The following is a 21779-nucleotide window of genomic DNA, read 5'->3' on the forward strand; positions in this document are numbered from 1 at the left end:
TTATTTATTGATATAAAGTTTTTAAAAAAAGGTTCGATATAGTTAGTGAATCTTTTCAAAAATATTGCTTAATTAAGCGTGAGAAATCACGCTTAACTTCTTTTTGATTTTATTTAACTTTCTTTTATTGATTAAACTTAGATAAGAAATCAAAGATAAAAATGTACAAGTTCCTAAAATAAGTGATAAAAATATAGGTGTATTAGCATTTAAAAGACTTACTAAAAATGCCATTACTCCTGCCATAGCAAATTGTGCTGCCCCTAAGAGTGCTGAAGCACTACCTGCATTTTGTTTTGATCTTGCCATAGCTAAAGTGGTGGTATTTGGCAGGATAAAACCCAAACTTGCTATGATTAAACATAAAGGAATTTCAAAAGCCCAAAAACCTAGATCAAAAGTTGCTCCTAAAATAAGTAAAAAAGTTAAAAAGGTAATCATCATAAGCGCTCTTGGTAAAACATAATAAGGCGAGAGTTTAAGAACTATCCTTGCGTTTATATTAGCACATACAACAAAACTTAAAGCATGAGCTCCAAAAAGGGCTGCGTATTGTTGAGGGCTGAGTTCAAAAACACGAGTAAAAACAAAAGATGAACCGGTTAAATAAGCAAAAAATCCTGCAAAAATTAAATTCCCACAAAGCAAATACACCACAAACCGACGATCTTTTAAGATTTTTTTGTAACTTTTTGCAACTTCTTTGTGATTAAATTTCTTACCTTGGGTGTTGAGGTTGCTTTCTTTTAAGGCAAAAATAACAAGTAAAAATAAAATAAAACCTAAGATAAATAATGTCAAAAATATACTACGCCAAGAAAAAAACTCAAGTAAAATTCCACCAAAAGTAGGGGAAAGCATAGGAGCTAAAGAAGTAAAAACCATCATCAAAGCATAAACCCCCGCTGCTTCTTTAAGCTCAAAAACATCATTTACTATAGCTCTTGCTACAACTACACCCACACAACCTCCCAAAGCTTCAAAAAAACGCAAAGCTATAAAAGCATGAATGGAATCAACTAAAACACAAGCAATACTTGAAGAAATAAAAAGAAAAAGTCCTATATACAAAGGTTTTTTTCTACCATATACATCACTTAATGGCCCATAAAAAAGCTGACCCAAAGAAAAGGCTATAAAAAAACTTGCAAGGGAAAGTTGAGTGTAAAAAGAATTTGTTTGAAAGCTTTTTTCTACTTCATTTAAAGCAGGTAAATACATATCAGTCGAAAGTGGTGCTATGGCAGATAAAAAGCCTAGTATGAAAATGAGTTTGAGTTTTTCAAAACCTTTTATTTGAGTGCGTTTTTGCATACAAAATCCTAAAATATTTTTACCATTGTATAGCAAAAAGTCTAAAATAAACAATAATTTACATTTTTTAAAGGCAAATAAGATAAAATTAAATTAAAAAACAATCAAGGAAAAGTTATGAATATGCCTTTTAGTGATGAGGAATTAATCGAACCTGTAAAAGCAAGTTTGGCTAAAACTATGCATATTTTAGAAAATGATGGTGGTGGGCTTGATTTTTTAGGGGTTAAAAATGGTGTGGTTTATGTGAAATTAACCGGAGCTTGTCATGGTTGTCCTTCAAGTGGAACGACTTTGAAATATGGCTTAGAAAAACAGCTTAAAATCGACATACACCCAGATATAACTATAGTAAATTTAGCAGGCGGGGAAAGCGAATTTGCAAAATTATAAAAAAATAGCCATAGAATGCTTTTATAAAAAAGATTTTAAAAACGCTAAGATGTATTTTTCTCTTGCTTATGAAAAGCGTAAAAATAAAAGACTCTTAACTTTTATCAACATTTGTGATTTAGCTTTAAAAAGCCCTGAAGAAGCCTTTGTGTTTTTTGAGTTTTTTATGCAAAATTATAAAAATACTAAAGTAGATAAAGATATTGAAAAACTCATTAGTCTTAGTCAAAGTGTGCAGTATGAAGAAGAAAGTGAAGACTTTGAGGGGTTGAGTTATCAAGATTTTTTACTTAGTGAAGCAAAAGTTGGGTTTAAACAAGCCTTAGAAAATGTTATAATATCAAATAAACTTATCATTAATGATAAAGAAGATTTTGTGGATTTTTTGGAAAAACTTTTAGAGCATGGTTATAAAGATATGCTTGTAGCTTATATGGAAGATGTTTCGGTACATTTTTATTCTAATTATAGATTTATCAAGCTTAGTGAGAAAATCAAGGAATTAAATTATGATAGTAAAGATTGAAAATACTTTCATTTGTGATAATTCTAATGAATGCGAAAAAGATTGTTTTTTCTTAAAAACTGCTCAAAATGAAAAATTTATCCATCAAGCTTTAGAAAAACAAGCAAAAATTATAAATATAGCTGAGTGTAAGAAACTTTTAAATATAGATGAAAATATAAAAATCATAGGCATTACAGGCACAAATGGCAAGACAACTACTGCAGGGGCTATTTACTCTATCTTGCTTGATTTAGGTTATAAATGTGCCTTGATGGGAACTAGGGGTAGTTTTATAAATGATAAAAATATCTCTCCAAAAGGCTTAACCACTGCTCCTATTTTGCAAACTTTAGAGCTTTTATCTTTAGCAAGTAAGGAAAAATGTGAATTTTTAATTATGGAAGTAAGCTCACATGCTTTGGTACAAAACCGCATTGAAGGGCTTGAGTTTAAGGCTAAAATTTTTACTAATATCACTCAAGATCATTTAGATTTTCATGGAAACTTTCAAAACTACCAAGCGGCAAAAGAAAGTTTTTTTACTGATGAGTGTATGAAATTTATTAATAAAGACGCAAAAGCTATAAATTTTAATGTCAAAGGTGCTTTTACTTATGGAGTAGAAAATCCAAGTTATTATCATATCAAAGCTTATGCTTTAAAAAATGGCATTGAAGCTGTGGTAAATTTTGGCAAAGAAACTTTTATGATTGACTCTTCTTTGGTGGGGCTTTTTAATCTTTATAATCTTTTGGCTGCAAGTGCTTGTGTGAATGAACTTGTCAAGCCAAATTTAAAAGAACTTGAAAAGGCCATTAGTAATTTTGGTGGCATTGAGGGTAGAATGCAAGTAGTTGCAAAAGATGTGATTGTGGATTTTGCTCATACGCCCGATGGTATAGAAAAAGTTTTAGATGCTTTAAAATATCGCGATTTGATTGTGGTTTTTGGAGCAGGGGGAGATAGGGATAAAACTAAGCGCCCATTAATGGCTAAAATCGCCAAACATTATGCTAAAAAACTCATCATCACAAGTGATAATCCACGTTCAGAAGAGCCTATGGATATCATTAATGATATTTTAAGTGGTATAGAAAAAGATGAGAGTGTTTTTATAGAATGTGATAGAAAAGAAGCAATAAAAAAAGCATTAGAGCTTAAAACTAAAAATGATTTTGTAGTGATTTTGGGTAAGGGCGATGAGACTTATCAAGAGATTAAAGGAGTAAAATATCCTTTTAATGATAAAGAAGTGGTATTAGAGATATTAAAAGAAGGAAAATAAATGTTTGAAAATATGGATTTTTCTAAAATGGGTGAGCTTTTAACTAAGGCTCAAGAAAAAGCAAATGAATTAGAGCAGGAAGCTTTAAAAAAAGAATTTAGCGCAAAAAGTGGCGGTGGTTTAGTAAAAGTTAGCGCTAATGGAAAAGGTGAAATCATCGATATAAATATTGATGATTCTTTGCTTGAAGATAAAGAATCTATGCAAATTTTATTAATCGCAGCGATTAATGATGTGATGAAAATGGTAGAACAAAATAAAAAATCAATGGCTAGTAATTTATTTAGCGGAATGGGAATGCTATGAGAATTTTACTTTGTATTTTGGGTATAACTGGTGTACTTTTTGCTGTGCCAAGACCGACTTTTAATGATTTTTTGGGTTGTTATGAAAAAAACAAAGCTAGTATGTTAATTTATGAAGGCTTACCTGCTTTTGCTTTAAATGAAAACACCCTAGCAGTAGTTAAAACTAAAAATGCAAAATTAAACAGCTATACTAAATATGATCCTTTTTTAAATTTATATTTAGTAAAAACTGATTTTAGTTTAATTCCAGCGCCTATGGGAAATGAAGAAGAATTAACACGCAATAGCTGGGTGGGAATTTTAGATAATAATCAAAGTTATATAGGGCATTTGAAGTATTTTGGACAAAGTTTAACAGAGCGTGATCAACTTGATTTTACTTCTAAAATCGGAGAGCTTAACTCACCGTGTTGTAAAATGCTTGGTATAAGCTTAGAAGATGGTAAGCTTATAGGTAATCGCTATCTAAAACACTTTGCAAAATATCCTGATGTTTATTGGGGTGATATAGGTGTGGATTTTGATATGCGTGATGGTAAAATTTATGTAAAAAATGTACGTAAAAACGGACAATTTTTACTTAATGATGAGCTTGTGAGTGTAGATGGACAAGTTTATGATGATATAAGAAAATTAAATGAGAAAATTTTATTCGCTGATCGTGGTGCAACTTTGTATTTTAATATGCTAAGAGACAATAAAGATGTCAATATTTCTACGACAGTTTTTGATAAAGATTTGGGTATATTTGCTAAACCTAAAAAAGTAGTTCAAGCTAAGCCAACTTCTTTTTATAGCAATCTAGGATTGCGCGTAGATATGAAAATGAATATTACAGAGGTAACTCCAAATTCTAAAGCGCAAATGGCTGGATTTTTAAAAGGGGATAAAATTTTAAGAATTAATAATCAAAAAATCAACAATTTCAATGAGCTTCAAGCCATATTAACTCAAGCTAATACTTTTGATGTTTTAGTTTCAAGACAAGCAAGCAATATCCCTTCAGCGAAAAATAATGATTTTGAGCATTTTAATAAAGGATACTTTGACTTTTTTATAAGGCTAAATAAGTGATTTTAGAAAAATTCAAACAACATTTAGAGCAAAATTTTCCAAAAACTCAAAGCTTTCATCCATTTTTCAATGAGGCTTTAAAATGGATGCTAGAAGCTGGCGGGAAGCATTTTAGAGCCCAACTTCTTTTGGGTATAGTTAATGCTAAAAATCCTGCTTTGTTTGAAAAGGCTTTAAATGCGGCTTTGGCTTTGGAATTTATCCACACTTACTCTTTAATACATGATGATTTGCCTGCTATGGATAATGCTTCTTTGCGCAGAGGAAAGCAAACTTTACATAAAAAATATGATGAAACCACAGCTATTTTAGTAGGTGATGCTTTAAATACTCAAGCTTTTTTGCTACTTTCTAAACTTGATTTAAAAGAAAATGTTAGATTAAAACTCATAGAAACTTTAGCTTTTAATGCAGGGCTTAATGGTATGATCATTGGTCAGGCTATTGATTGTTATTTTGAAGATAAACCTTTAAATTTAGAACAAGTTGAGTTTTTGCATATCCATAAAACTGCAAGATTGATTGCAGCAGCTTTAAAAATGGGCTGTGAAATTTGTGAGTTAGATGAAAAAGAATGTGAGCAAATTTATGAAATAGGGCTTTTGATGGGATTAGTTTTTCAAATCAAAGATGACATTATCGATGCGACTTTAGATACCCAAGAAGCAGGTAAGCCAACCCATAATGATTTGCATAAAAATTCTTTTGTAAAACTTTTGGGTTTAGAAGGTGCTAAAAAGGCAAAAGATGATAAAATAGCTTTATGCGAAGAAAAAATGAAAAATTTAGATTCTAAGCTTGCTAATGAGCTTCAAATTTTGATTGATAAATATTTAAAAGGTTAAACAATGTTACAAAAACAAGCCAACACTATAAGATTTTTATGTGCGGATATGATACAAAAGGCAAATTCAGGCCATCCAGGCGCGCCTATGGGTTTAGCAGATATTATGAGTGTTTTAAGTACTCATTTAGTACATAATCCAAAAGATCCTACATGGTTAAACCGCGATAGATTAGTTTTTTCAGGCGGTCATGCTAGTGCTTTACTTTATAGCTTTTTGCATTTGAGTGGTTATGATGTAAGTTTAGAGGATTTAAAAAACTTCCGTCAATTACACTCTAAAACTCCAGGTCATCCTGAAATTTTTACCCCAGGTGTTGAAATCGCCACAGGGCCTTTAGGACAAGGCATTGCAAATGCGGTTGGTTTTGCTATGGCGGCTAAAAAGGCGAGTTTACTTTTGGGTGAGGATATTATCAATCACAAAGTATATTGTTTGTGTGGTGATGGGGATTTACAAGAAGGAATTTCTTATGAGGCTTGTTCTTTAGCAGGACTTCATAAACTTGATAATTTAATCATCATTTATGATAGTAATAATATTTCAATCGAAGGTGATGTGGCTATTGCCTTTAATGAAAATGCAAAAGAGCGTTTTAGAGCGCAAAATTTTGAAGTACTTGAGATAGATGGGCATGATTTTGAACAAATTGATTTAGCATTAAAAACAGCTAAAGAAAGCAAAAAGCCTTGTTTAATTATCGCTCATACTACCATAGCTAAAGGAGCTTTGGAGCTTGAAGGAAGTCATCATTCTCACGGAGCGCCTTTGGGTGAAGAGCTTATTAAAAAAGCAAAAGAGGCTTTAGGTTTTGATCCACAAAAAACTTTTGAAATTCCAGAAGAAGTTAAAATTCGCTTTAATGCCGCAATAGAGCTTGGAGATTTAGCACAAGCTAAGTGGAATCAAAAAGTGCAAAATTTAAATGCAGAAAAACAAGCTTTATTAAAAGAGCTTTTAGAGCCTGATTTTTCAAAAATACAATTTCCTGATTTTAAAGGAAAAGATCTAGCCACTAGAGATAGCAATGGTATGATTTTAAATGCTATTGCTAAAGCTTTACCGGGATTTTTAGGTGGTAGTGCAGATTTAGGTCCATCAAATAAAACCGAGCTTAAAGATATGGGGGATTTTCCAAATGGAAAAAATATCCACTATGGTATAAGAGAGCATGCAATGGCTGCTATATCAAATGCTTTTGCTAGATATGGTTTGTTTTTGCCTTATTGTGCTACCTTTTTTATATTTAGTGAGTATTTAAAACCTGCTGCAAGAATAGCAGCTTTGATGAGGGTTAAACACTTTTTCATCTTTACTCATGATAGCATAGGGGTTGGCGAAGATGGCCCAACACACCAACCTATAGAGCAACTTAGTACTTTTAGAGCTATGCCAAATTCATTGACATTTAGAGTAGCTGATGGGGTTGAAAATGTAAAAGCATGGCAGATTGCACTTAAAACTAATATGCCAAGTGTTTTTGTTTTATCACGTCAAAAATTAAGCGCTTTAAGTGAGCCTGTTTTTGGAGATGTGGAAAATGGGGCTTATTTATTAGAAGAAAACGCAAATGCGCAATTTACACTTTTAGCAAGTGGTAGTGAAGTATCATTGTGTTTAAAAGTAGCTAAGATTTTAAAAGAAAAAGGTGTGATTGTTAATGTAGTTTCTATGCCTTGTTATGAGTTATTCATCGCTCAAGAAAAATCTTATAAAGAAAGAATTTTACAAGGTAAGGTTATAGGCGTGGAAGCTGCAAATTCAAATGAACTTTATAGAATTTGTGATGAGCTTTATGGCATAGAAAGTTTTGGTGAGAGTGGTAAAGATAAAGATGTATTTGAGCATTTTGGATTTAGTGAGGAAAAATTAAGCTCATATGTTTTAAGTTTATGTAATGAAAAATAAAATCATCAAAGATGTTAAAAATCAAGAATGCATTTTTAGCGTCTTTGGTATATGGGATAAAACTAGCGTAGGAAAATTAGAAAAATTAGATTTTCCTACTCAAAAAAATATTATTTTTGATTTTGCAAATTTAGATTTTATAGATACTGCTGGGATTAGGTATTTTCTAGCTTTAGAAAATGAACTTAAGCAAAAAGGTTTTGAGCTTAGTAGAGTAAATCTTAAAAGCGAGCATGCTAAACTTTTTGAACTTTGTCAAAAACACTATAAAAGTTTTCATAATACTCATGAAAATAAAAAAACAATCAAAGATTTTTTTGAAAATTTAGGAAAAAAGGTTGTTGAATCTTTTACGCTTTTGGTACAGTTTTTAAATTTCATAGGGCTTATCATTTATACTTGTTTTAAAACACTTTTAAACCCTAAAAAACTTCGTTTTAGGGCGTTTTTATATCATGTAGAAAATAGTGCTATTAATGCTTTGCCTATTATTATGCTAACCTCATTACTTGTAGGTGTGGTGCTTGCTTATCAAGCTGCGTATCAACTTGCACAATTTGGAGCTAATATTTACATTGTTGATTTAATGGGAATTTCTGCTACTAGAGAACTTGCGCCATTAATTAGTGCTATTGTTATAGCTGGTAGGAGTGCAAGTTCTTATACAGCTCAAATTGGAGTAATGAAGCTCACTGATGAAATTGATGCGATGAAAACTATGGGTTTTAAAGAAAGTGAATTTATCATTTTACCTAGAGTTTTAGCCTTAGCACTTGCTATGCCTTTAGTGGTAATAGTGGCGGATATTTTAAGCATTATAGGTGGAATTGTAGTTGCTTGGTTTAGTTTAGAAATTAGTGCGAGTGAGTTTATGAGTCGCTTTAAAGAAGCAGTGGAGTTAAAACATATCATCATAGGACTTATAAAAGCGCCTATTTTTGGGTTTTTGATTGCTTCTATTGCTTGTTTTAGAGGATTTTTTGTGCAAAAAACCACCGAAAGTATAGGTGTTTATACGACAAAAAGTGTTGTAAATGCTATTTTTTGGGTGATAGCTTTTGATGCGATTTTTTCTGTATTTTTAACAAAGGCTGGATTTTGATTATAAAGGCAAAAAATATCAGCACTTATTTTGGAAGTAAATGTGTGCATGAGGATATTAGTTTTGAAGTACAAGATAATGAAATTTTTGGCATTTTAGGTGGTAGTGGTAGTGGTAAATCTGTACTTTTAAGACAAATGTTAATGCTTGAGCATTTTGATAAGGGAGAGTATGAAATTTTAGGCAAGAGATTAAAAAATATAAGTGATGAAGATGCTTTATTTTTACAAAAACAATGGGGTGTTGTTTTTCAATATGGGGCATTATTTAGCTTTTTTAATATACTTGAAAACATTAGCATACCTTTAGTTGAATATACAAAGCTTAATAAAAATGATATCAAAGAAATAGCCATGATGAAGCTTAAGATGGTAGGGCTTGATGAGAGTGTGGCTAAGCTTTATCCAAGTGAATTAAGCGGAGGTATGAAAAAAAGAGTGGCCATAGCTAGAGCTTTGGCACTTGATTCTAAATTGCTTTTTTTAGATGAGCCAACTTCAGGGCTTGATCCTTATAGTTCAAGAGAATTTGATGAGTTGCTTTTGAGTTTAAAACAAAGCTTTAAATTATGTGTGGTTTTAATTACTCATGATAAAGAGAGTATGAAAAATGTATTAAATCGCTTTTTGATTATAGAGAATAAAAAAGTTGGTTTTTTGGGAAATGTTGAGGCCTTGCAAGAGCAAAATCCAAGACTTTATGAGAGGTTTATGCAATAATGGAAAATAAAGCAAATTATATTTTGATCGGAATTTTTGTTAGTATATTATTTTTTATTAGCTTGTTTTTTATAGTGTGGTATGGGAATTTAAAAGATGAAAAATCTTTTAAATATTATGAAATTTATATGGAAGAATCGGTTGCAGGGCTTAGCGTCAAAGCTCCGGTTAAATTTTTAGGAGTGGATGTTGGAAGTGTTGAAAATATCAGCATAGATAGTTCAAGTAATCAACTAAGAGTGAAAATCTTAGTCAAGCTTGATTCTAATTTAGCGGTTAAAACAGATACTTATGCAAGCTTACAAATTCAAGGTATAACAGGATTTAAGTTTATTCAGCTTGCAGGAGGTAGTGAGGAAGCTAGTGTTTTAAAAGCAGATGGTGATGTATATCCTATTATAAAATCAAAAGAAAGTTTTTTTGCAAGCATAGATAAACAAACGTCAAATTTATTAGAATTAATTACTAGTTCAAAAATAAAACTAGAAAGTCTCTTAAGTGATAAAAATTTAAAAAACATAGAGCGTATTTTACAAAATACATCCGAGTTTTCTGTGTATTTAAATACTAAAGCACCAGTATTTTTGGAAAATTTAAATAAAACAAGCTCTAAACTTGGTAAAAGTTCAGATGATTTTTCAAATTTTTTAAATAATGCCAATGGCCAACTTAATGAGCTTAATAAAAGTAGAATGCTTTTAAATGAAAATCTAGATATTTTAAGAGTTTTGTTTTTAGATTTTACACAATTATTAAAAAATTTAAAGCAAAATCCTTCAGATGTGATTTATAAAGATAAAGTTATTCAATATGCTCCAGGAGAATAAAATGAAATTTTTATATATTAGTTTAATAGCTATTTTTTTTAGTGCTTGTTCTTTGATTAGTCCAAATCAAACTTTGCCTGCAAATAAATATTTTAGCATTAATTTAGAAAAGCTAGAGCAAAGTCAAAATAAAGTAAAAAATTCTACCATCATGGTTTCTTTACCTAAGGGCTTATCTTATACTAATGAAATTTTTTATAAAAAAAATCATATTGTTAATGCTTATGCTTATCATTTTTGGAAAGAAAATCCTGCTTTGATGATTAAAACTTTTTTGGAATTTCATTTGCAAGATTTAGGAGTATTTAAAGCGGTTTTAAACCAAGATAGTCTAGCTAGTGCTGATTATGTTTTAGAAAGCAAAGTAGATGTATTAGAGCAAGATTTTAGCGATGAGGTGCATTCTAAAATAAAATTAGGCATTAATTTAAATTTGGTGCAAATAAACACTAAAAAACTTATAGCAAGTAAGTATTTTTACTACGAAAAAGAATTAAATGATAATAATCCTCAAATTTTAATCCAAAATTATGATGAGGTTTTTTTACTTTTTGCTAAAGATTTTAGAGTTTGGGTAGATCAAAATTTGGAATAAAAAATGCTTTTCTTGTTGTAGCAATAACAAGGAAGGTGTATTATGAGAGATGAATTAGAAATCTTACAAAAGCATTTAGGACAAGTAGGTTCAAATATAGATGGTGCAAATTTAAAGCATCAAACACAAAAATTTAGCGAAGATATTACCGATGCAAATGATTTTGTTGGTGCTTTGCAAATTTTAGATTCTTCGTTGAAAAAAATTTCAAAACTTTTAGAAGATAAAAATTATGAAGATGTGCAAGATAAAGTATTAATCGCAAGTGAAAGTTTAAAAATAGTAGATAATTGCTCGTTTTTAGGAAATGCTTTATTTGATAATAATTATAATGTAAATGTAGGCTCAAAGGCTTTTGCTTTTGAAATTTACAACCCTTTAAAAATTTTAGAAACTAGTGATTATGAGGGTATGAAAGCTTATATAATAGATAAAAGAGAAGAAATAGCTTCTATGCTTAGTGAGCTTGCAGTGGCTATTGCTACTTATAGTCCTAGTCAAAGTTTTGGCGGGTCAAGCCATGATTTTATGAATGATTTAGATTTTACTAAGCTTTTTAAATAATACTAAAGGCAAAAAGCCTTTAGTATGTGTATTATTTAATAACTCCACAAGCCATTCTAGCGCCACCACCGCCAAGCGCTGCAGGATGATCACTATGATTATCTCCTCCAAAATGTATCATTAAAGAGTGATTTTTAAGCTCATCAAGAGTTTTGATTTTTGGTGCTAATACAGGATTAGTTGCTTTGCCATCTTTTTCTACGTAAAGTGGCGGTAAATCACCTCTGTGGCCTTTATCATCCCATGGACTTGAGTGTGCGTCAGTTTTTTCAGGATCCCAGTGACCACCAGCTTTCATACCTAAACCCTTATCAGTTGCTCCGCAATCAGCGTTTGCATGAATATGAAAACCATGAATTCCACTTTCTAAACCTTGAAGATTTGGGTAAAACGCTACCCCATAAGGAGTTTGTACTGCTACTACTTCACCTGCGTTTTTGTTGGCATTTTTATCAAGAATTTCCATTTTGATAACTAAATGATCTTTTTGTGCTTTTGGATCAAAATTTTCCAAATTTGCCCCAATTAAAAAACCTGATGCTAGTAAAGATCCTAGAATTATTTTTTTCATTTTCTCTCCTTTTGTTAAAAATTATTTTATTGTAACATATATTATTAATAAAAAGTATTTTTTGATAAAATAAAAATAATATAGAAGTAAAAATGAGGGTTTAAGCAAAACTTTTAAGCCTTTTGGCTTAAAAGTCAAATAATTCTCCAAGCCAACTTTCTTTTTTCTTATATTTATAACCACTATTGTGATGATAGTTTGCTTGTTGGTTGTAATTTGGTTGTTGAGATTGTTGTGGCGTGCTTTGAGATGTACTTCTTTCTATGATTTTATCAAGTTCACCACGATCAAGCCAAACACCACGGCATTTTGGACAATAATCAATCTCAACTCCATTTCTTTCACTCATTAATAAAGCTGTATTTGCACAAACTGGGCAATTCATATTTATCCTTTATAAAAAATTTCATTAAAGTATATAGGCTTAAAGTAAATTATGAGTTTAAATCCCAATCAATAGGACTTTTGCCAAGTTTTAATAAAATTTCATTGCTTTTTGAAAAATGTTTACAACCTAAAAAAGCATTCCTTGCTAAAGGTGATGGATGTGCTGCTTCTAGGATAAAGTGTTTTTGAGGGTTGATTAAAACTTTTTTATTTTTAGCATAATTTCCCCAAAGCAAAAACACTAATCCCTCTTTTTCATCGCTAAGTTTTGATATAACTGCATCGGTAAATTTTTGCCAGCCAAAATGTGCATGTGAAGCAGGTTTGTTTGCTTCTACACTTAAGATAGAGTTTAAAAGTAAAATTCCTTGTTTAGCCCATTTGCTTAAATCACCATGCTTTGCTATAGGAATGTTTAAATCATCTTGTAATTCTTTGTAGATATTAAGCAAAGATGGAGGAATTCTAACTCCTATTGGCACACTAAAGCTCAAACCCATAGCTTGATTTGGGTTGTGATAAGGATCTTGTCCTAAAAGTATGATTTTTAAATCCTGTAAAGGAGCTAGGTTAAATGCATTAAAGATTAAATTTGCTGGCGGATATATAGTTTTTCCTTCGCTTAATGCATTGATATAATTAGTTTTTATCTCTAAAAAATAAGGTTTTAAAAACTCATCTTTTAAAAATTCTTTCCAAGTTTGTTCCATTTTTATTTTTTCTAAACAAATATCCATTTTTATCCTTACCAAGAAAGTATAAACTCACTTCCTTCATTTTCTTTGCTTAAAACTTTAATGTTGATATTGTTTTTATCAGCTATTTGCTTGACTAAGTTTAAACCTATGCCAAAGCCACCTTGATCTTGATTAAAGCGTTTATAGCGTGTAAAAATTTGAGCTATTTCCTTAGTACTCATACCTTGACCTTCATCTTTAATGCTAAGTGTTTTTTCTTTTAAGTAAATATAGATTTTTTTATGAGCATTGGTGTATTTTATGGCATTGCTTAAAAGATTATCGATTAAAATTTGCATTTCTTCTTTATTAGCATAAAAGTTTTGCTCTAAAAGATTTTTTTCAATGATGAGATTTTTTTGCGTGATTAAAGTTTCAAAGTATTCTAACCTTTGTTCCAAAAGCTCTTTTAAATTGATATCTTCTTTTGTATTTTCTTTTTGCAAGAAAAAATTCAAGGCTATGAGATTTTGATAGATGTGGTTTAAATTTTTACTTGCTAGTTTGATATGATTTAGTTTTTTTATGTTATTTGGATTTAAATTTGTATCATCAAATTTTTTAATACTAGCTAAAATCACACTTAAAGGCGTATTAATTTCGTGCGTGGTATCTTTGATAAAATCATTAAGTGCTTTAAATTGTTCTTTGATATTTTTAAAGACAAGTAAGATGAGTATGTAAGCAACCACAGCAAGCAACAAAATACACATAAGAGTATAAAAAATAGTTTTTAATTTTAATTTCCAAAGCTCATGGGAAAAATCATTGATGTCTAGATTATTATAATTATCTTTGCGGTATTGTTCTTTTTTAAAACCAAGATCATCAGTTTCTATAATGATATGAATATTTTTATGTCTTAAGAAATGAGAATGGTGTTTTGGTTTTTTTAGATTACTTGTGTCTATATAGGTGTTGAGATTTCTAATCCTTGAAAAATCTATAAATAATCTTTTGTTTTCATTGTAAATAAAATCATTTTTTTTAAGTTGTGTTAATATTTTTAAAGCATCAAAAGTTAAATTGCTAAAAATAACTTGGTTATTTGCGATAATGGCAAATTGAGTGTTGAGTCTTTTGGATATATAGGAAAAATCTTCTTGATTTAAATATGTTCTATCGTGTCTTGCTTCGATGATATTTTGCAAAATATAATTATAGTGAGTGTATGAATGTGTTATTTGATTTAATCGTATGTAGTTTGCTTCTTTTTGATAAAAAGTGATAAAAAAAATTGTTAGAAATACACCACTTGTGATGATATAAAGGGCTAGAATTTTAAAAATAGTATTATTAAAATTTTCACTTTTCATTTTCTAGCCTTATGGCATAGCCTATGTTTCTTTGATTGATAATAAGGTCTTTGCCAAGAATTTTTCTTAAATTTTTTACATAAACTCTAAGGCTCATAATTACTGGCTCTTCATCCAAACTCCAAATTTCATCAAAAATGGTTTCTATGCTTACAAAGTGTGGGCGTTTTTTTAAAAGCAAGGCTAAGAGCTCTTTTTCTTTGTTGGTAAGATTGATGATTGTTTTATTTTGATAAAGAGTTTTATTAAGCGGATCAAAAGAAATGTTTTTTGAAGAGCTAAGCAAAATCAAATCTTCTTTTTGGTGGCTAAAATTTCTTTTAATGATATTTTTAACACGGATAATTAATTCATCTATGTCAAAAGGTTTTTTAACATAATCATCACAACCTGACAAAAATCCTTGTTTTACATCATCAAGCATAGATAAAGAAGTTAAAAATATAGCAGGGGTGTTTTTAGCACTTTCTCTTAATTCTTTTAAAACTTCAAAACCATTGCCTTTTGGAACTTTAACATCAAAAATCCAAAGATCAAAATTTTCTTCATAAGCTTTTTCTAGTGCCTCTTGTGCATCATACACACAAGAGACTTTAAAGCCCTCATCGCTTAAGGCTTCATCTATAATTTCATTTAAACTTAAATCGTCTTCTAAGAGCAGAATTTTTGCTGCCATTTTATCTCATCGGACAATTTGCATGGTGCGCTCTTAAACCATGATGATTTTTATGGGAATGGGTGTTATTGTAATGGTGCAAATTTAACTCTCTTATTTCTTTGCCACTCATTTCATCGGTTAGTTTTTGCATATCTTCTTGAACGATAACTCTTCTTTGGTTTCTTTCTTGAGTAGAAAGTTTAGAGATGTTTTCGTGTAAATTAGCTCTAAATTGTTGATGAAAATCTTTTGCATCTTTGTATTTCATTTCATTCATTCTTTTTTTCATCTCAATAACCAAATCAGCTTGATCTTGCGCTTTTACACTTTTTGCAAGATTTAAAATCTCATCATTACTTTTTTTAGAAAAATCAGCTCCTAGGGCAAATGAAGCAGCCAAAGAACCCACGATAAATAAACTTACAATTTTTTTCATTGTTTCTCCTTTAAATTAATGATGAGAAATTATAAAAGCTCAAAATAAAGCCAAAATGAAATTTATTGACAAATAAAAAGCACATTAGCTCTTAAATTTTGTTTTTCACTTTTAATAATAGGCAATACAACACTATCTGCACTAGCTGCTAAACTTGGAGCATTGTGTTTGATGTTGCAACTATCAAAATGAATGTTTTTTATCACGCAAGTTTTTGCCAAAGTTTTAGAATAATATTGAGCCTTTTCAAAAGCTTTTTTAAATGCAAGATCATATAAATCTTCTTTATTTGCTTCTAAAATAGCCTCATCAAAACCAGCTTGCAAAGCTTTGGTGTTAAAAGAAATTAAAGTATTAGTAGCACTAATATTTTCTATATCTTTTATAAGATTTTCATAGTCTTTGTTTTTGTTTTGTGGAATTTGACAAGTAAAATTAGAGTGCAATCTGTATCCATTAAGTGTTTTTACCCCTTGGTAATAATTATAATTTGGCTCTAAAGTATAACTTCCACCTTTGCAATAATTTTCTTTAGCAATACGATCTGAGATTTCTTTGAAAGTTTTAGCAATATGATTTTTTTCATCACTAGAAACAATGGTTTTTTTACTAAGTTCTTCACTCGCACTAAAATTTAAAGTAGCATTAAAGATATTTGGCATGATTTCATTAGATACTTCTATGTTTCTTGAAAATTCTATATTTTGTTTATTGTGATTTTTTAAGCCTAAAAATTCAGTGTTAAAAACCACTCCTAGTACAAATAATACTAAACAAAGTAGTCCTAAGCCTAAGCCTTTTAAAAAACTTTTCATTTTTGCTCCTTTTTAAAAATATTTTTTTATTTTAACATAAAGCCTTTAAGAATAGATTGTATAATTTTTTTAAAAATAAAGAAAGTCTTAATGCAAAAAATTCATAAAAGTATTTTAAAATGGTATGAACAAAATGGCAGGAAAAACCTTCCTTGGCGTATTTTACACGAAGAGTATAGAAAATATGGTAGCGAGAATGATTTAAAAAAACTAAAAAATATTGATATTGCTTATGCTGTTTATGTTAGTGAGATTATGCTTCAGCAAACTCAGGTAAAAAGTGTTTTGCAAAATTATTATTTTCAGTTTTTAGTTAAATTTCCTTCTTTAAAAGCACTTTCTATGGCAAGTGAAGATGAGGTTTTAAAAGCTTGGCAAGGACTTGGGTATTATACTAGAGCTAGAAATATGCACAAATGCGCAAAAATTTGCGTGCAAGAATTTGATGCAAAATTACCATTTAATACTAAAGAGCTTCAAAAACTTCCTGGTATTGGAGAATATACAGCTGGCGCTATAGCTTGCTTTGGTTTTTTGCAAGCTAAGTCTTTTGTGGACGCAAATATTAAAAGAGTTTTGAGTAGATTTTATAGTTTGCAAAATCCAAATTCTAAACTTTTAATACAAAAGGCAAAAGAATTTTTAAACTATGACAATGCATTTGATCATAACCAAGCTTTGTTAGATATAGGGGCTTTGGTTTGCTTGCCTAAAAATGCAAAATGTGAAATTTGTCCTTTAAAAGACTTTTGTAGTGGAAAAAATGAATATGAAAAATTCAACCCAACTAAAAAAATTCAATACGAAAATACTATTTTAAAAATACTTATAGTACAAAAAAAAGAGCAGTTTTTACTCATTAAGAGTCAAGAAAAGTTGTATTTTAATTTATATAATTTTTTAGAATATAAAAATCAAAAAAAAGCAAAATTTATAGGAGAATTTAAACATTCTTATACTAAATATAAAATCAATGCTATGGTGTATTTTTTAAAAGATGATGATTTTGAAGATTTAAAAGCAAAAGCGTTTTCTTATAAAGATTTAGAGCATCTTGCTCTTTCAAAACTTGCTCTAAAAACACTTGAGCTTTTTAAAAAGAGTGATTATGCATTTTGAGAAAATTTATATAGAATTAAGTGATATTTGCGGGTTAAAATGTGATTTTTGTCCTAGCCAAAAAGCTCAAAGAAAACAAATGAGCCTTGAAAATTTTGAAAAAATTTGCAAAAGTGTGCATAATCATGCCAAGCTTTTTACTTTTCACGTGCTTGGAGATCCTTTAAGGATTTTAAATTTAACGGAGTATCTAAAAATAGCTTTAAAATTTAATATGCAAATAGAGCTTACTACAAGTGGGTTTTATTTTGATGATGAGAAGATAAAACTCATTTTAGATTCTAAAAACGTGCGACAAATCAATATTTCCTTAGGTGCTTTTTTATCTCAAAGCAAAATGAGTTTAAAAGAATATTTTGAACCTATTTTGAAACTTATTTTTTTACACTTGGAAAATAAAAATAATTCTTTTATCAACTTAAGACTTTGGAATTTAGATAAAAATTTCAATCCACCTTTAGAAAATAAGAAAATTTATGATTTTTTAGAGCAAATTTTTAAAATAAAAATTCAAAAGCAAAAAGTTAAAAATCGCTTAGAAAGGCATATTATCTTACACCAAGCTAGACTTTTTAAATGGCCTTCTTTGAAAGATGAGATTATTAGAGAGAATGGATATTGTCATGCTTTAAATGGGCAAATTGCTATTTTAAGTGATGGGACTTTAGTACCTTGTTGTTTGGATACTAAAGGGGATATAAAACTTGGAAATTGCTTTGAAAAAGATCTTAATGAGCTTTTAAATTCCTCTTTATATATAGAACTAAAAGAAGGTTTTAAACAAGGAATTTTAAAAGCCGAGCTTTGTAAAAGGTGTGAGTTTTTAGAGGCTAAAAACCTAAATTAATTTCATCTTCATCATTGATTTGATGATTTGTATCCAAGTCTTGTTTTGTTTCTTCTTGATTGTCTTTAGAATGTTTAAAAATATCTTCAGTAATTTTTGTAGCAATACCTCTAAGAGCTTTTTGTTTGCTTGAACTACTTGTAGAGCTCATTTTAAACTCTAAAGTATTAGAAGATTTGCTTTCATTTGTAGCAAATTCTATTAAGCGATAATCAATGATAATATCATAAGATTGAGTGTTGTTTTCATTTTGTATTTGTTGTATTTTTGGGTTTAAAATGAGCAAAAAATCAGCTTCTAAAGTCTTATAAAGCTTTACAAGTTCTTCATCGCTTGAATTTTTAGAAAGCAAAAATTTTTCCTGATTATAAAGATCAAGATTTGTTTTATCTAAGATTTTAAATTTTTTATTCTGAAGTAAAACACTTAAAAGTTCTTGTTCAAATTTGGCTGAAAGTCCAGTTTTGATTCTATTAATGATGATTAGAGAGCTTTTGTTTTCAAGACTTTTGTCGCTATAAAGTTTTTTATAGATTAAAACTTTTGCATGAAATTCACTTTGATTTGTTTGAGTTAGAGACTTTATATCATAACTATTAAAAACACCATTACTAACAAAGTCAAGTTCTTCATCATAACCTATATTAAAATTTCCATTAAAATTAAATTCAAATTTTTTTAATTTGACTTGTTTTAAACCTTCTGTTTTTCCCAAGGCATCATTAATAGCGTTTTTAATCGCTTCACTTCTTGTATTTCCAAAGCCTTCTCCAAGGCTTTCTTTGTTTAAAACAGCCTGTGCTTGATAAGTACAAACAAGACTTAAAAAAAGTATAAGTAGTTTTTTTATCATAACTATTCTCTTTTTGTTTTTAAATAATAAAATAAATATTTTATTTTTATTTTAACATTATAAAGTTTAATCATATCTTGACTGCAAATTTTATACTCAAGATTAAATATCCAGAAAGTCTATAAAATTTTTATTATAAATTTAAAAAAATAAGTTATAATTTTTAATTTTAGAGAGGTGTCCGAGCGGTCGAAGGAGCACGCCTGGAACGCGTGTGTGGGGCAACTCACCGAGGGTTCGAATCCCTTCCTCTCTGCCACTATGCACTTTTGTTATACTGACTTCCTATGTAATCTTGTGATACATTTTGTGTGTATGATTTTATAGCTTTGGAATTTGAATTTGTTTTTTCCTCATTCTCATTTTCGCTTTTTTCATTTTGTGCTTTTAACTCTTCTGCCTTTATTTTAGCTTGTTCAGCGCGTGCGTCATTTTGCATTTGCATAGCATTAGCTGCTACTTTGTAATCTTGTGGGCTAGGATCAGCTGGTGCCATAGCTGCAGCAATTACTTGCATTGCATTTGCTATAGTTTCTTCAGGAGTATTACCTTTTTGCATTCTTATAGGCACTTCCCCTTCGACTGCATACATTTTATTATCAGGACCTCTTGTATAGCCAAAGCTCGCAGCACCAGCTAAAGCTCCGCCAGCCGCTTGATGGGCTGCTTCATGAGCTCTTACTTCTCTGTCGATTTTTTCAAGTTCTTGTACTTGTTTTACCTCTTCAGCGCTTAAGTCTTTACCGTTGACTTTTTGAGTTTTTTCTTCTTTTTCTTGATTGTTTTTATTTTCTTTTGTTTGCTGTGGATTTTCTTTTTCAGATATATTTTCTTTGATTTCTTCTTTGTCTTTGTTTTGATAAGGATTTTGTGTATAAAAAGCATTGTTATAACTTGAGCTTATTTGCATAAAAATCCTTTCTAATATAATTTCATATTTTTATCACAAAAAAGTTGAAAAATTTATAAAATAAATGTTTTATAAAATGTTAAGCAAAATAAAGTATAATTTTAACTTCTTTTTTATGTCAGGGTAGCTCAGCTGGCTAGAGCGCTGGTCTCATAAGCCGGAGGTCGGGAGTTCAAGTCTCCCCCTTGACACCACTAGAGTGTTATTTTTGCAAATTAAATTAAGAAATTTATCAAAGAAAAGTATTTAAAAACACCCTTGTATATAAACAAAGGTGTGTAGAATGCTAGTGCCAATCTAAAATTTTAATTTTCTCTGTTGTATTATAGGAAATACCAGAGCCTTTTGTTCTATTTTTTATGTACCCATATTTTAGAGTGAAAAAATGATCCCCTATATCTTTAGCACTAACTCCTTTGAAGGTTACGCTTGCATGTCCGTTATCGTCTGCTTTTATATCTTGTGAGTAAGGAATTATATAGGCTGAAACAATAAATATATTGGTTTGTGGGCCACAATTTTCAAAATCTATAACAAATGGCATTCCTTCTATGACGCTTTTTTCCTGGCCTTTTGAATTGGGGTATATTACATTGGGTGTAAAATCATAAAATAATTTTTTAGAATCAGAATAGCCACTGCAATATACAAATTTAATTACAGGATCAATATACAAAGGAGTTTTAGATATTATAGTAACTGTTGCTATTCCTTGCTCGTTGAAAGTCTTATCTGATTCAACTATATTAGCATCTCCATAAACATCCCATTCTATTTTAGTATTTGGTTTTCCATCTTTTACAGTTAATGTTGTTTTTTCTCCAACCTTTCCTGTGATTAAATCAGGAGAATCTATAAATTTAGGAATATATTGATAAAGATAAAGTTGTACATTGACTGTATCCGTTTTGGCAAAGTCTTTATAATATTTAATTGAAAAACTTAAAGACTTGATATGATAATTATCAACTTTGTAAAATTCCAAAACAGCTTCACCTTTTTCATTTGTAACATAAGACATTTTTTTTGGAATCGCAGAATGTGGATCTATTATTTGTATTGAAGATTTTGGTTTTAATCCGCTTACCTTGATATTGAAATCTTTTTCATAATCGATGGTTTTTTCTTGTCCTTTAAAGCTAGGATATTCTATTTGAGGAGTATAAACATGATGTTTAAAAGCAATCGTCTTACTTATCTTTTGATTCATTGCTTCAGCACTAATAATTAATTGTTTTTCATAAGGAGATTTTGTATCAATCGTCATTGACGCCCAGCCATCTTTATCAAATTTATCATCCATTTTCCTTATAACACCATCTCCACTTAAACCCCATGATACTTTAACACCTTCTTTCCCACCATATAAAGGAATTTGTATTATAGTTGGACTTTCGATAACATCCGGAAGATTTCTAAAAAATAGTTTATACTCAAAAAACCTAATAGGATCTAATTTAAATTCTACTTTTTGTTCTCCAACATGCTCAACATAATAAAAACTTATATTGGTTTCTTTAACACTAAAATCACCAATACTACTAAACTCTAAAACAACTTCACCATTTTCATTAACATTAAAGCTGTCTTTTTTAGCTTTTACTCCATTACTTCCAGTAATTTTATCAATAGTGGAATTTGGTAATAAGCCACTTACTTTAATACTAAAATCATCTATATAATCTATA

The 21779-nt window shown here is 29.7% G+C and carries 25 protein-coding genes and 2 tRNA genes; 16 read left to right on the top strand and 11 right to left on the bottom strand.

Annotation, left to right across the window (positions count from 1 at the left end):
• Window positions 1–72: 72 nt before the first annotated feature.
• Entirely contained in the window at window positions 73–1314 is a 1242-nt protein-coding gene (locus L8X24_RS04110; protein ID WP_263663741.1) for a multidrug effflux MFS transporter, read from the bottom strand.
• Window positions 1315–1437: 123 nt separating this feature from the next.
• Here L8X24_RS04110 and L8X24_RS04115 point away from each other — a divergent pair, with 123 nt between their 5' ends.
• The 12 genes from L8X24_RS04115 to L8X24_RS04170 are packed head-to-tail and all read left to right on the top strand — an operon-like array spanning window position 1438 to window position 11442.
• Entirely contained in the window at window positions 1438–1707 is a 270-nt protein-coding gene (locus tag L8X24_RS04115) for a NifU family protein (protein ID WP_041570315.1), read from the top strand.
• Window positions 1694–2233, top strand: coding sequence for a histidine kinase (locus L8X24_RS04120; RefSeq protein ID WP_263663742.1), 540 nt, complete (start codon window positions 1694–1696; stop codon window positions 2231–2233). The genes L8X24_RS04115 and L8X24_RS04120 overlap by 14 nt, the downstream gene beginning before the upstream one ends.
• Window positions 2217–3500 carry a UDP-N-acetylmuramoyl-L-alanyl-D-glutamate--2,6-diaminopimelate ligase gene (locus L8X24_RS04125; RefSeq protein WP_263663743.1) on the top strand — a complete coding sequence of 428 codons (1284 nt, stop codon included), beginning with the start codon at window positions 2217–2219 and terminating at the stop codon, window positions 3498–3500. The genes L8X24_RS04120 and L8X24_RS04125 overlap by 17 nt, the downstream gene beginning before the upstream one ends.
• On the top strand, window positions 3501–3806 hold the full coding sequence (locus tag L8X24_RS04130) for a YbaB/EbfC family nucleoid-associated protein (RefSeq protein WP_039667857.1): 306 nt from the start codon (window positions 3501–3503) through the stop codon (window positions 3804–3806).
• Window positions 3803–4882 carry a PDZ domain-containing protein gene (locus L8X24_RS04135; RefSeq protein ID WP_263663744.1) on the top strand — a complete coding sequence of 360 codons (1080 nt, stop codon included), beginning with the start codon at window positions 3803–3805 and terminating at the stop codon, window positions 4880–4882. The genes L8X24_RS04130 and L8X24_RS04135 overlap by 4 nt, the downstream gene beginning before the upstream one ends.
• Window positions 4882–5727 (top strand): polyprenyl synthetase family protein, encoded by an 846-nt coding sequence (locus L8X24_RS04140; RefSeq protein WP_263663762.1) that lies wholly within the window; start codon window positions 4882–4884, stop codon window positions 5725–5727. The genes L8X24_RS04135 and L8X24_RS04140 overlap by 1 nt, the downstream gene beginning before the upstream one ends.
• Before the next feature lie 3 nt (window positions 5728–5730).
• A complete protein-coding gene (gene tkt, locus L8X24_RS04145; protein ID WP_263663745.1) occupies window positions 5731–7635 on the top strand; it encodes a transketolase in 1905 nt (634 codons plus the stop codon).
• 1 nt (window position 7636) lies between these two features.
• Window positions 7637–8737 (top strand): MlaE family lipid ABC transporter permease subunit, encoded by a 1101-nt coding sequence (locus L8X24_RS04150; protein WP_412175327.1) that lies wholly within the window; start codon window positions 7637–7639, stop codon window positions 8735–8737.
• Complete coding sequence (locus L8X24_RS04155) at window positions 8734–9456, top strand: ABC transporter ATP-binding protein (protein WP_263663747.1); 723 nt, start codon at window positions 8734–8736, stop codon at window positions 9454–9456. The genes L8X24_RS04150 and L8X24_RS04155 overlap by 4 nt, the downstream gene beginning before the upstream one ends.
• The gene (locus tag L8X24_RS04160; protein ID WP_263663748.1) at window positions 9456–10283 is read left to right on the top strand and encodes an MlaD family protein; all 828 of its coding nucleotides are present in this window, start codon (window positions 9456–9458) and stop codon (window positions 10281–10283) included. Before L8X24_RS04155 ends, L8X24_RS04160 begins: the two co-directional genes overlap by 1 nt.
• Window position 10284: 1 nt before the next feature.
• A complete protein-coding gene (locus L8X24_RS04165; protein WP_263663749.1) occupies window positions 10285–10878 on the top strand; it encodes a hypothetical protein in 594 nt (197 codons plus the stop codon).
• A 42-nt stretch (window positions 10879–10920) separates the two neighbouring features.
• The gene (locus tag L8X24_RS04170; protein WP_263663750.1) at window positions 10921–11442 is read left to right on the top strand and encodes a flagellar FLiS export co-chaperone; all 522 of its coding nucleotides are present in this window, start codon (window positions 10921–10923) and stop codon (window positions 11440–11442) included.
• 31 nt (window positions 11443–11473) lie between these two features.
• On the opposite strand, the gene L8X24_RS04175 is transcribed toward L8X24_RS04170, so the two are convergent.
• The 7 genes from L8X24_RS04175 to L8X24_RS04205 all read right to left on the bottom strand — a co-directional run bounded on the left by L8X24_RS04175 (window position 11474) and on the right by L8X24_RS04205 (window position 16362).
• Complete coding sequence (locus L8X24_RS04175) at window positions 11474–12013, bottom strand: superoxide dismutase family protein (RefSeq protein WP_263663751.1); 540 nt, start codon at window positions 12011–12013, stop codon at window positions 11474–11476.
• A gap of 127 nt (window positions 12014–12140) precedes the next feature.
• On the bottom strand, window positions 12141–12398 hold the full coding sequence (locus L8X24_RS04180; protein ID WP_263663752.1) for a zf-TFIIB domain-containing protein: 258 nt from the start codon (window positions 12396–12398) through the stop codon (window positions 12141–12143).
• Window positions 12399–12447: 49 nt separating this feature from the next.
• A complete protein-coding gene (gene ung / locus L8X24_RS04185) occupies window positions 12448–13137 on the bottom strand; it encodes a uracil-DNA glycosylase (RefSeq protein ID WP_263663753.1) in 690 nt (229 codons plus the stop codon).
• Window positions 13138–13145: 8 nt separating this feature from the next.
• Window positions 13146–14453, bottom strand: a complete 1308-nt coding sequence (locus L8X24_RS04190) for a sensor histidine kinase (protein ID WP_263663754.1) — start codon at window positions 14451–14453, stop codon at window positions 13146–13148.
• Window positions 14443–15129, bottom strand: a complete 687-nt coding sequence (locus L8X24_RS04195; protein WP_263663755.1) for a response regulator transcription factor — start codon at window positions 15127–15129, stop codon at window positions 14443–14445. The genes L8X24_RS04190 and L8X24_RS04195 overlap by 11 nt, the downstream gene beginning before the upstream one ends.
• A gap of 1 nt (window position 15130) precedes the next feature.
• Complete coding sequence (locus L8X24_RS04200) at window positions 15131–15547, bottom strand: DUF1104 domain-containing protein (protein WP_263663756.1); 417 nt, start codon at window positions 15545–15547, stop codon at window positions 15131–15133.
• A gap of 62 nt (window positions 15548–15609) precedes the next feature.
• Window positions 15610–16362 (bottom strand): SIMPL domain-containing protein, encoded by a 753-nt coding sequence (locus tag L8X24_RS04205; RefSeq protein ID WP_263663757.1) that lies wholly within the window; start codon window positions 16360–16362, stop codon window positions 15610–15612.
• Window positions 16363–16437: 75 nt separating this feature from the next.
• Here L8X24_RS04205 and mutY point away from each other — a divergent pair, with 75 nt between their 5' ends.
• Together mutY and L8X24_RS04215 are read left to right on the top strand one after the other, a co-directional pair.
• A complete protein-coding gene (mutY, locus tag L8X24_RS04210; protein WP_263663763.1) occupies window positions 16438–17481 on the top strand; it encodes an A/G-specific adenine glycosylase in 1044 nt (347 codons plus the stop codon).
• Complete coding sequence (locus tag L8X24_RS04215) at window positions 17471–18328, top strand: radical SAM/SPASM domain-containing protein (RefSeq protein ID WP_263663758.1); 858 nt, start codon at window positions 17471–17473, stop codon at window positions 18326–18328. The genes mutY and L8X24_RS04215 overlap by 11 nt, the downstream gene beginning before the upstream one ends.
• On the opposite strand, the gene L8X24_RS04220 is transcribed toward L8X24_RS04215, so the two are convergent.
• Window positions 18312–19181, bottom strand: coding sequence for a hypothetical protein (locus L8X24_RS04220; protein ID WP_263663759.1), 870 nt, complete (start codon window positions 19179–19181; stop codon window positions 18312–18314). The two genes, L8X24_RS04215 and L8X24_RS04220, sit on opposite strands and share 17 nt — an antisense overlap.
• A gap of 171 nt (window positions 19182–19352) precedes the next feature.
• On the opposite strand from L8X24_RS04220, the gene L8X24_RS04225 reads away from it, so the two are divergent.
• Window positions 19353–19440, top strand: a tRNA-Ser gene (locus tag L8X24_RS04225).
• Here the strand turns inward: L8X24_RS04225 and L8X24_RS04230 are convergent.
• On the bottom strand, window positions 19441–20091 hold the full coding sequence (locus L8X24_RS04230; RefSeq protein WP_263663760.1) for a putative metalloprotease CJM1_0395 family protein: 651 nt from the start codon (window positions 20089–20091) through the stop codon (window positions 19441–19443).
• Between the two features lie 117 nt (window positions 20092–20208).
• Between L8X24_RS04230 and L8X24_RS04235 the strand changes: the two genes are divergently transcribed.
• Window positions 20209–20285 (top strand) — tRNA-Met (locus L8X24_RS04235).
• 92 nt (window positions 20286–20377) lie between these two features.
• Here L8X24_RS04235 and L8X24_RS04240 read toward each other — a convergent pair.
• A partial coding sequence (locus L8X24_RS04240) for an Ig-like domain-containing protein (protein WP_263663761.1) occupies window positions 20378–21779 on the bottom strand: 1402 nt, incomplete at its 5' end.

The sequence above is a fragment of the Campylobacter sp. CNRCH_2015_0814 genome, assembly GCF_025772765.1.
GTDB lineage: Bacteria > Campylobacterota > Campylobacteria > Campylobacterales > Campylobacteraceae > Campylobacter_D.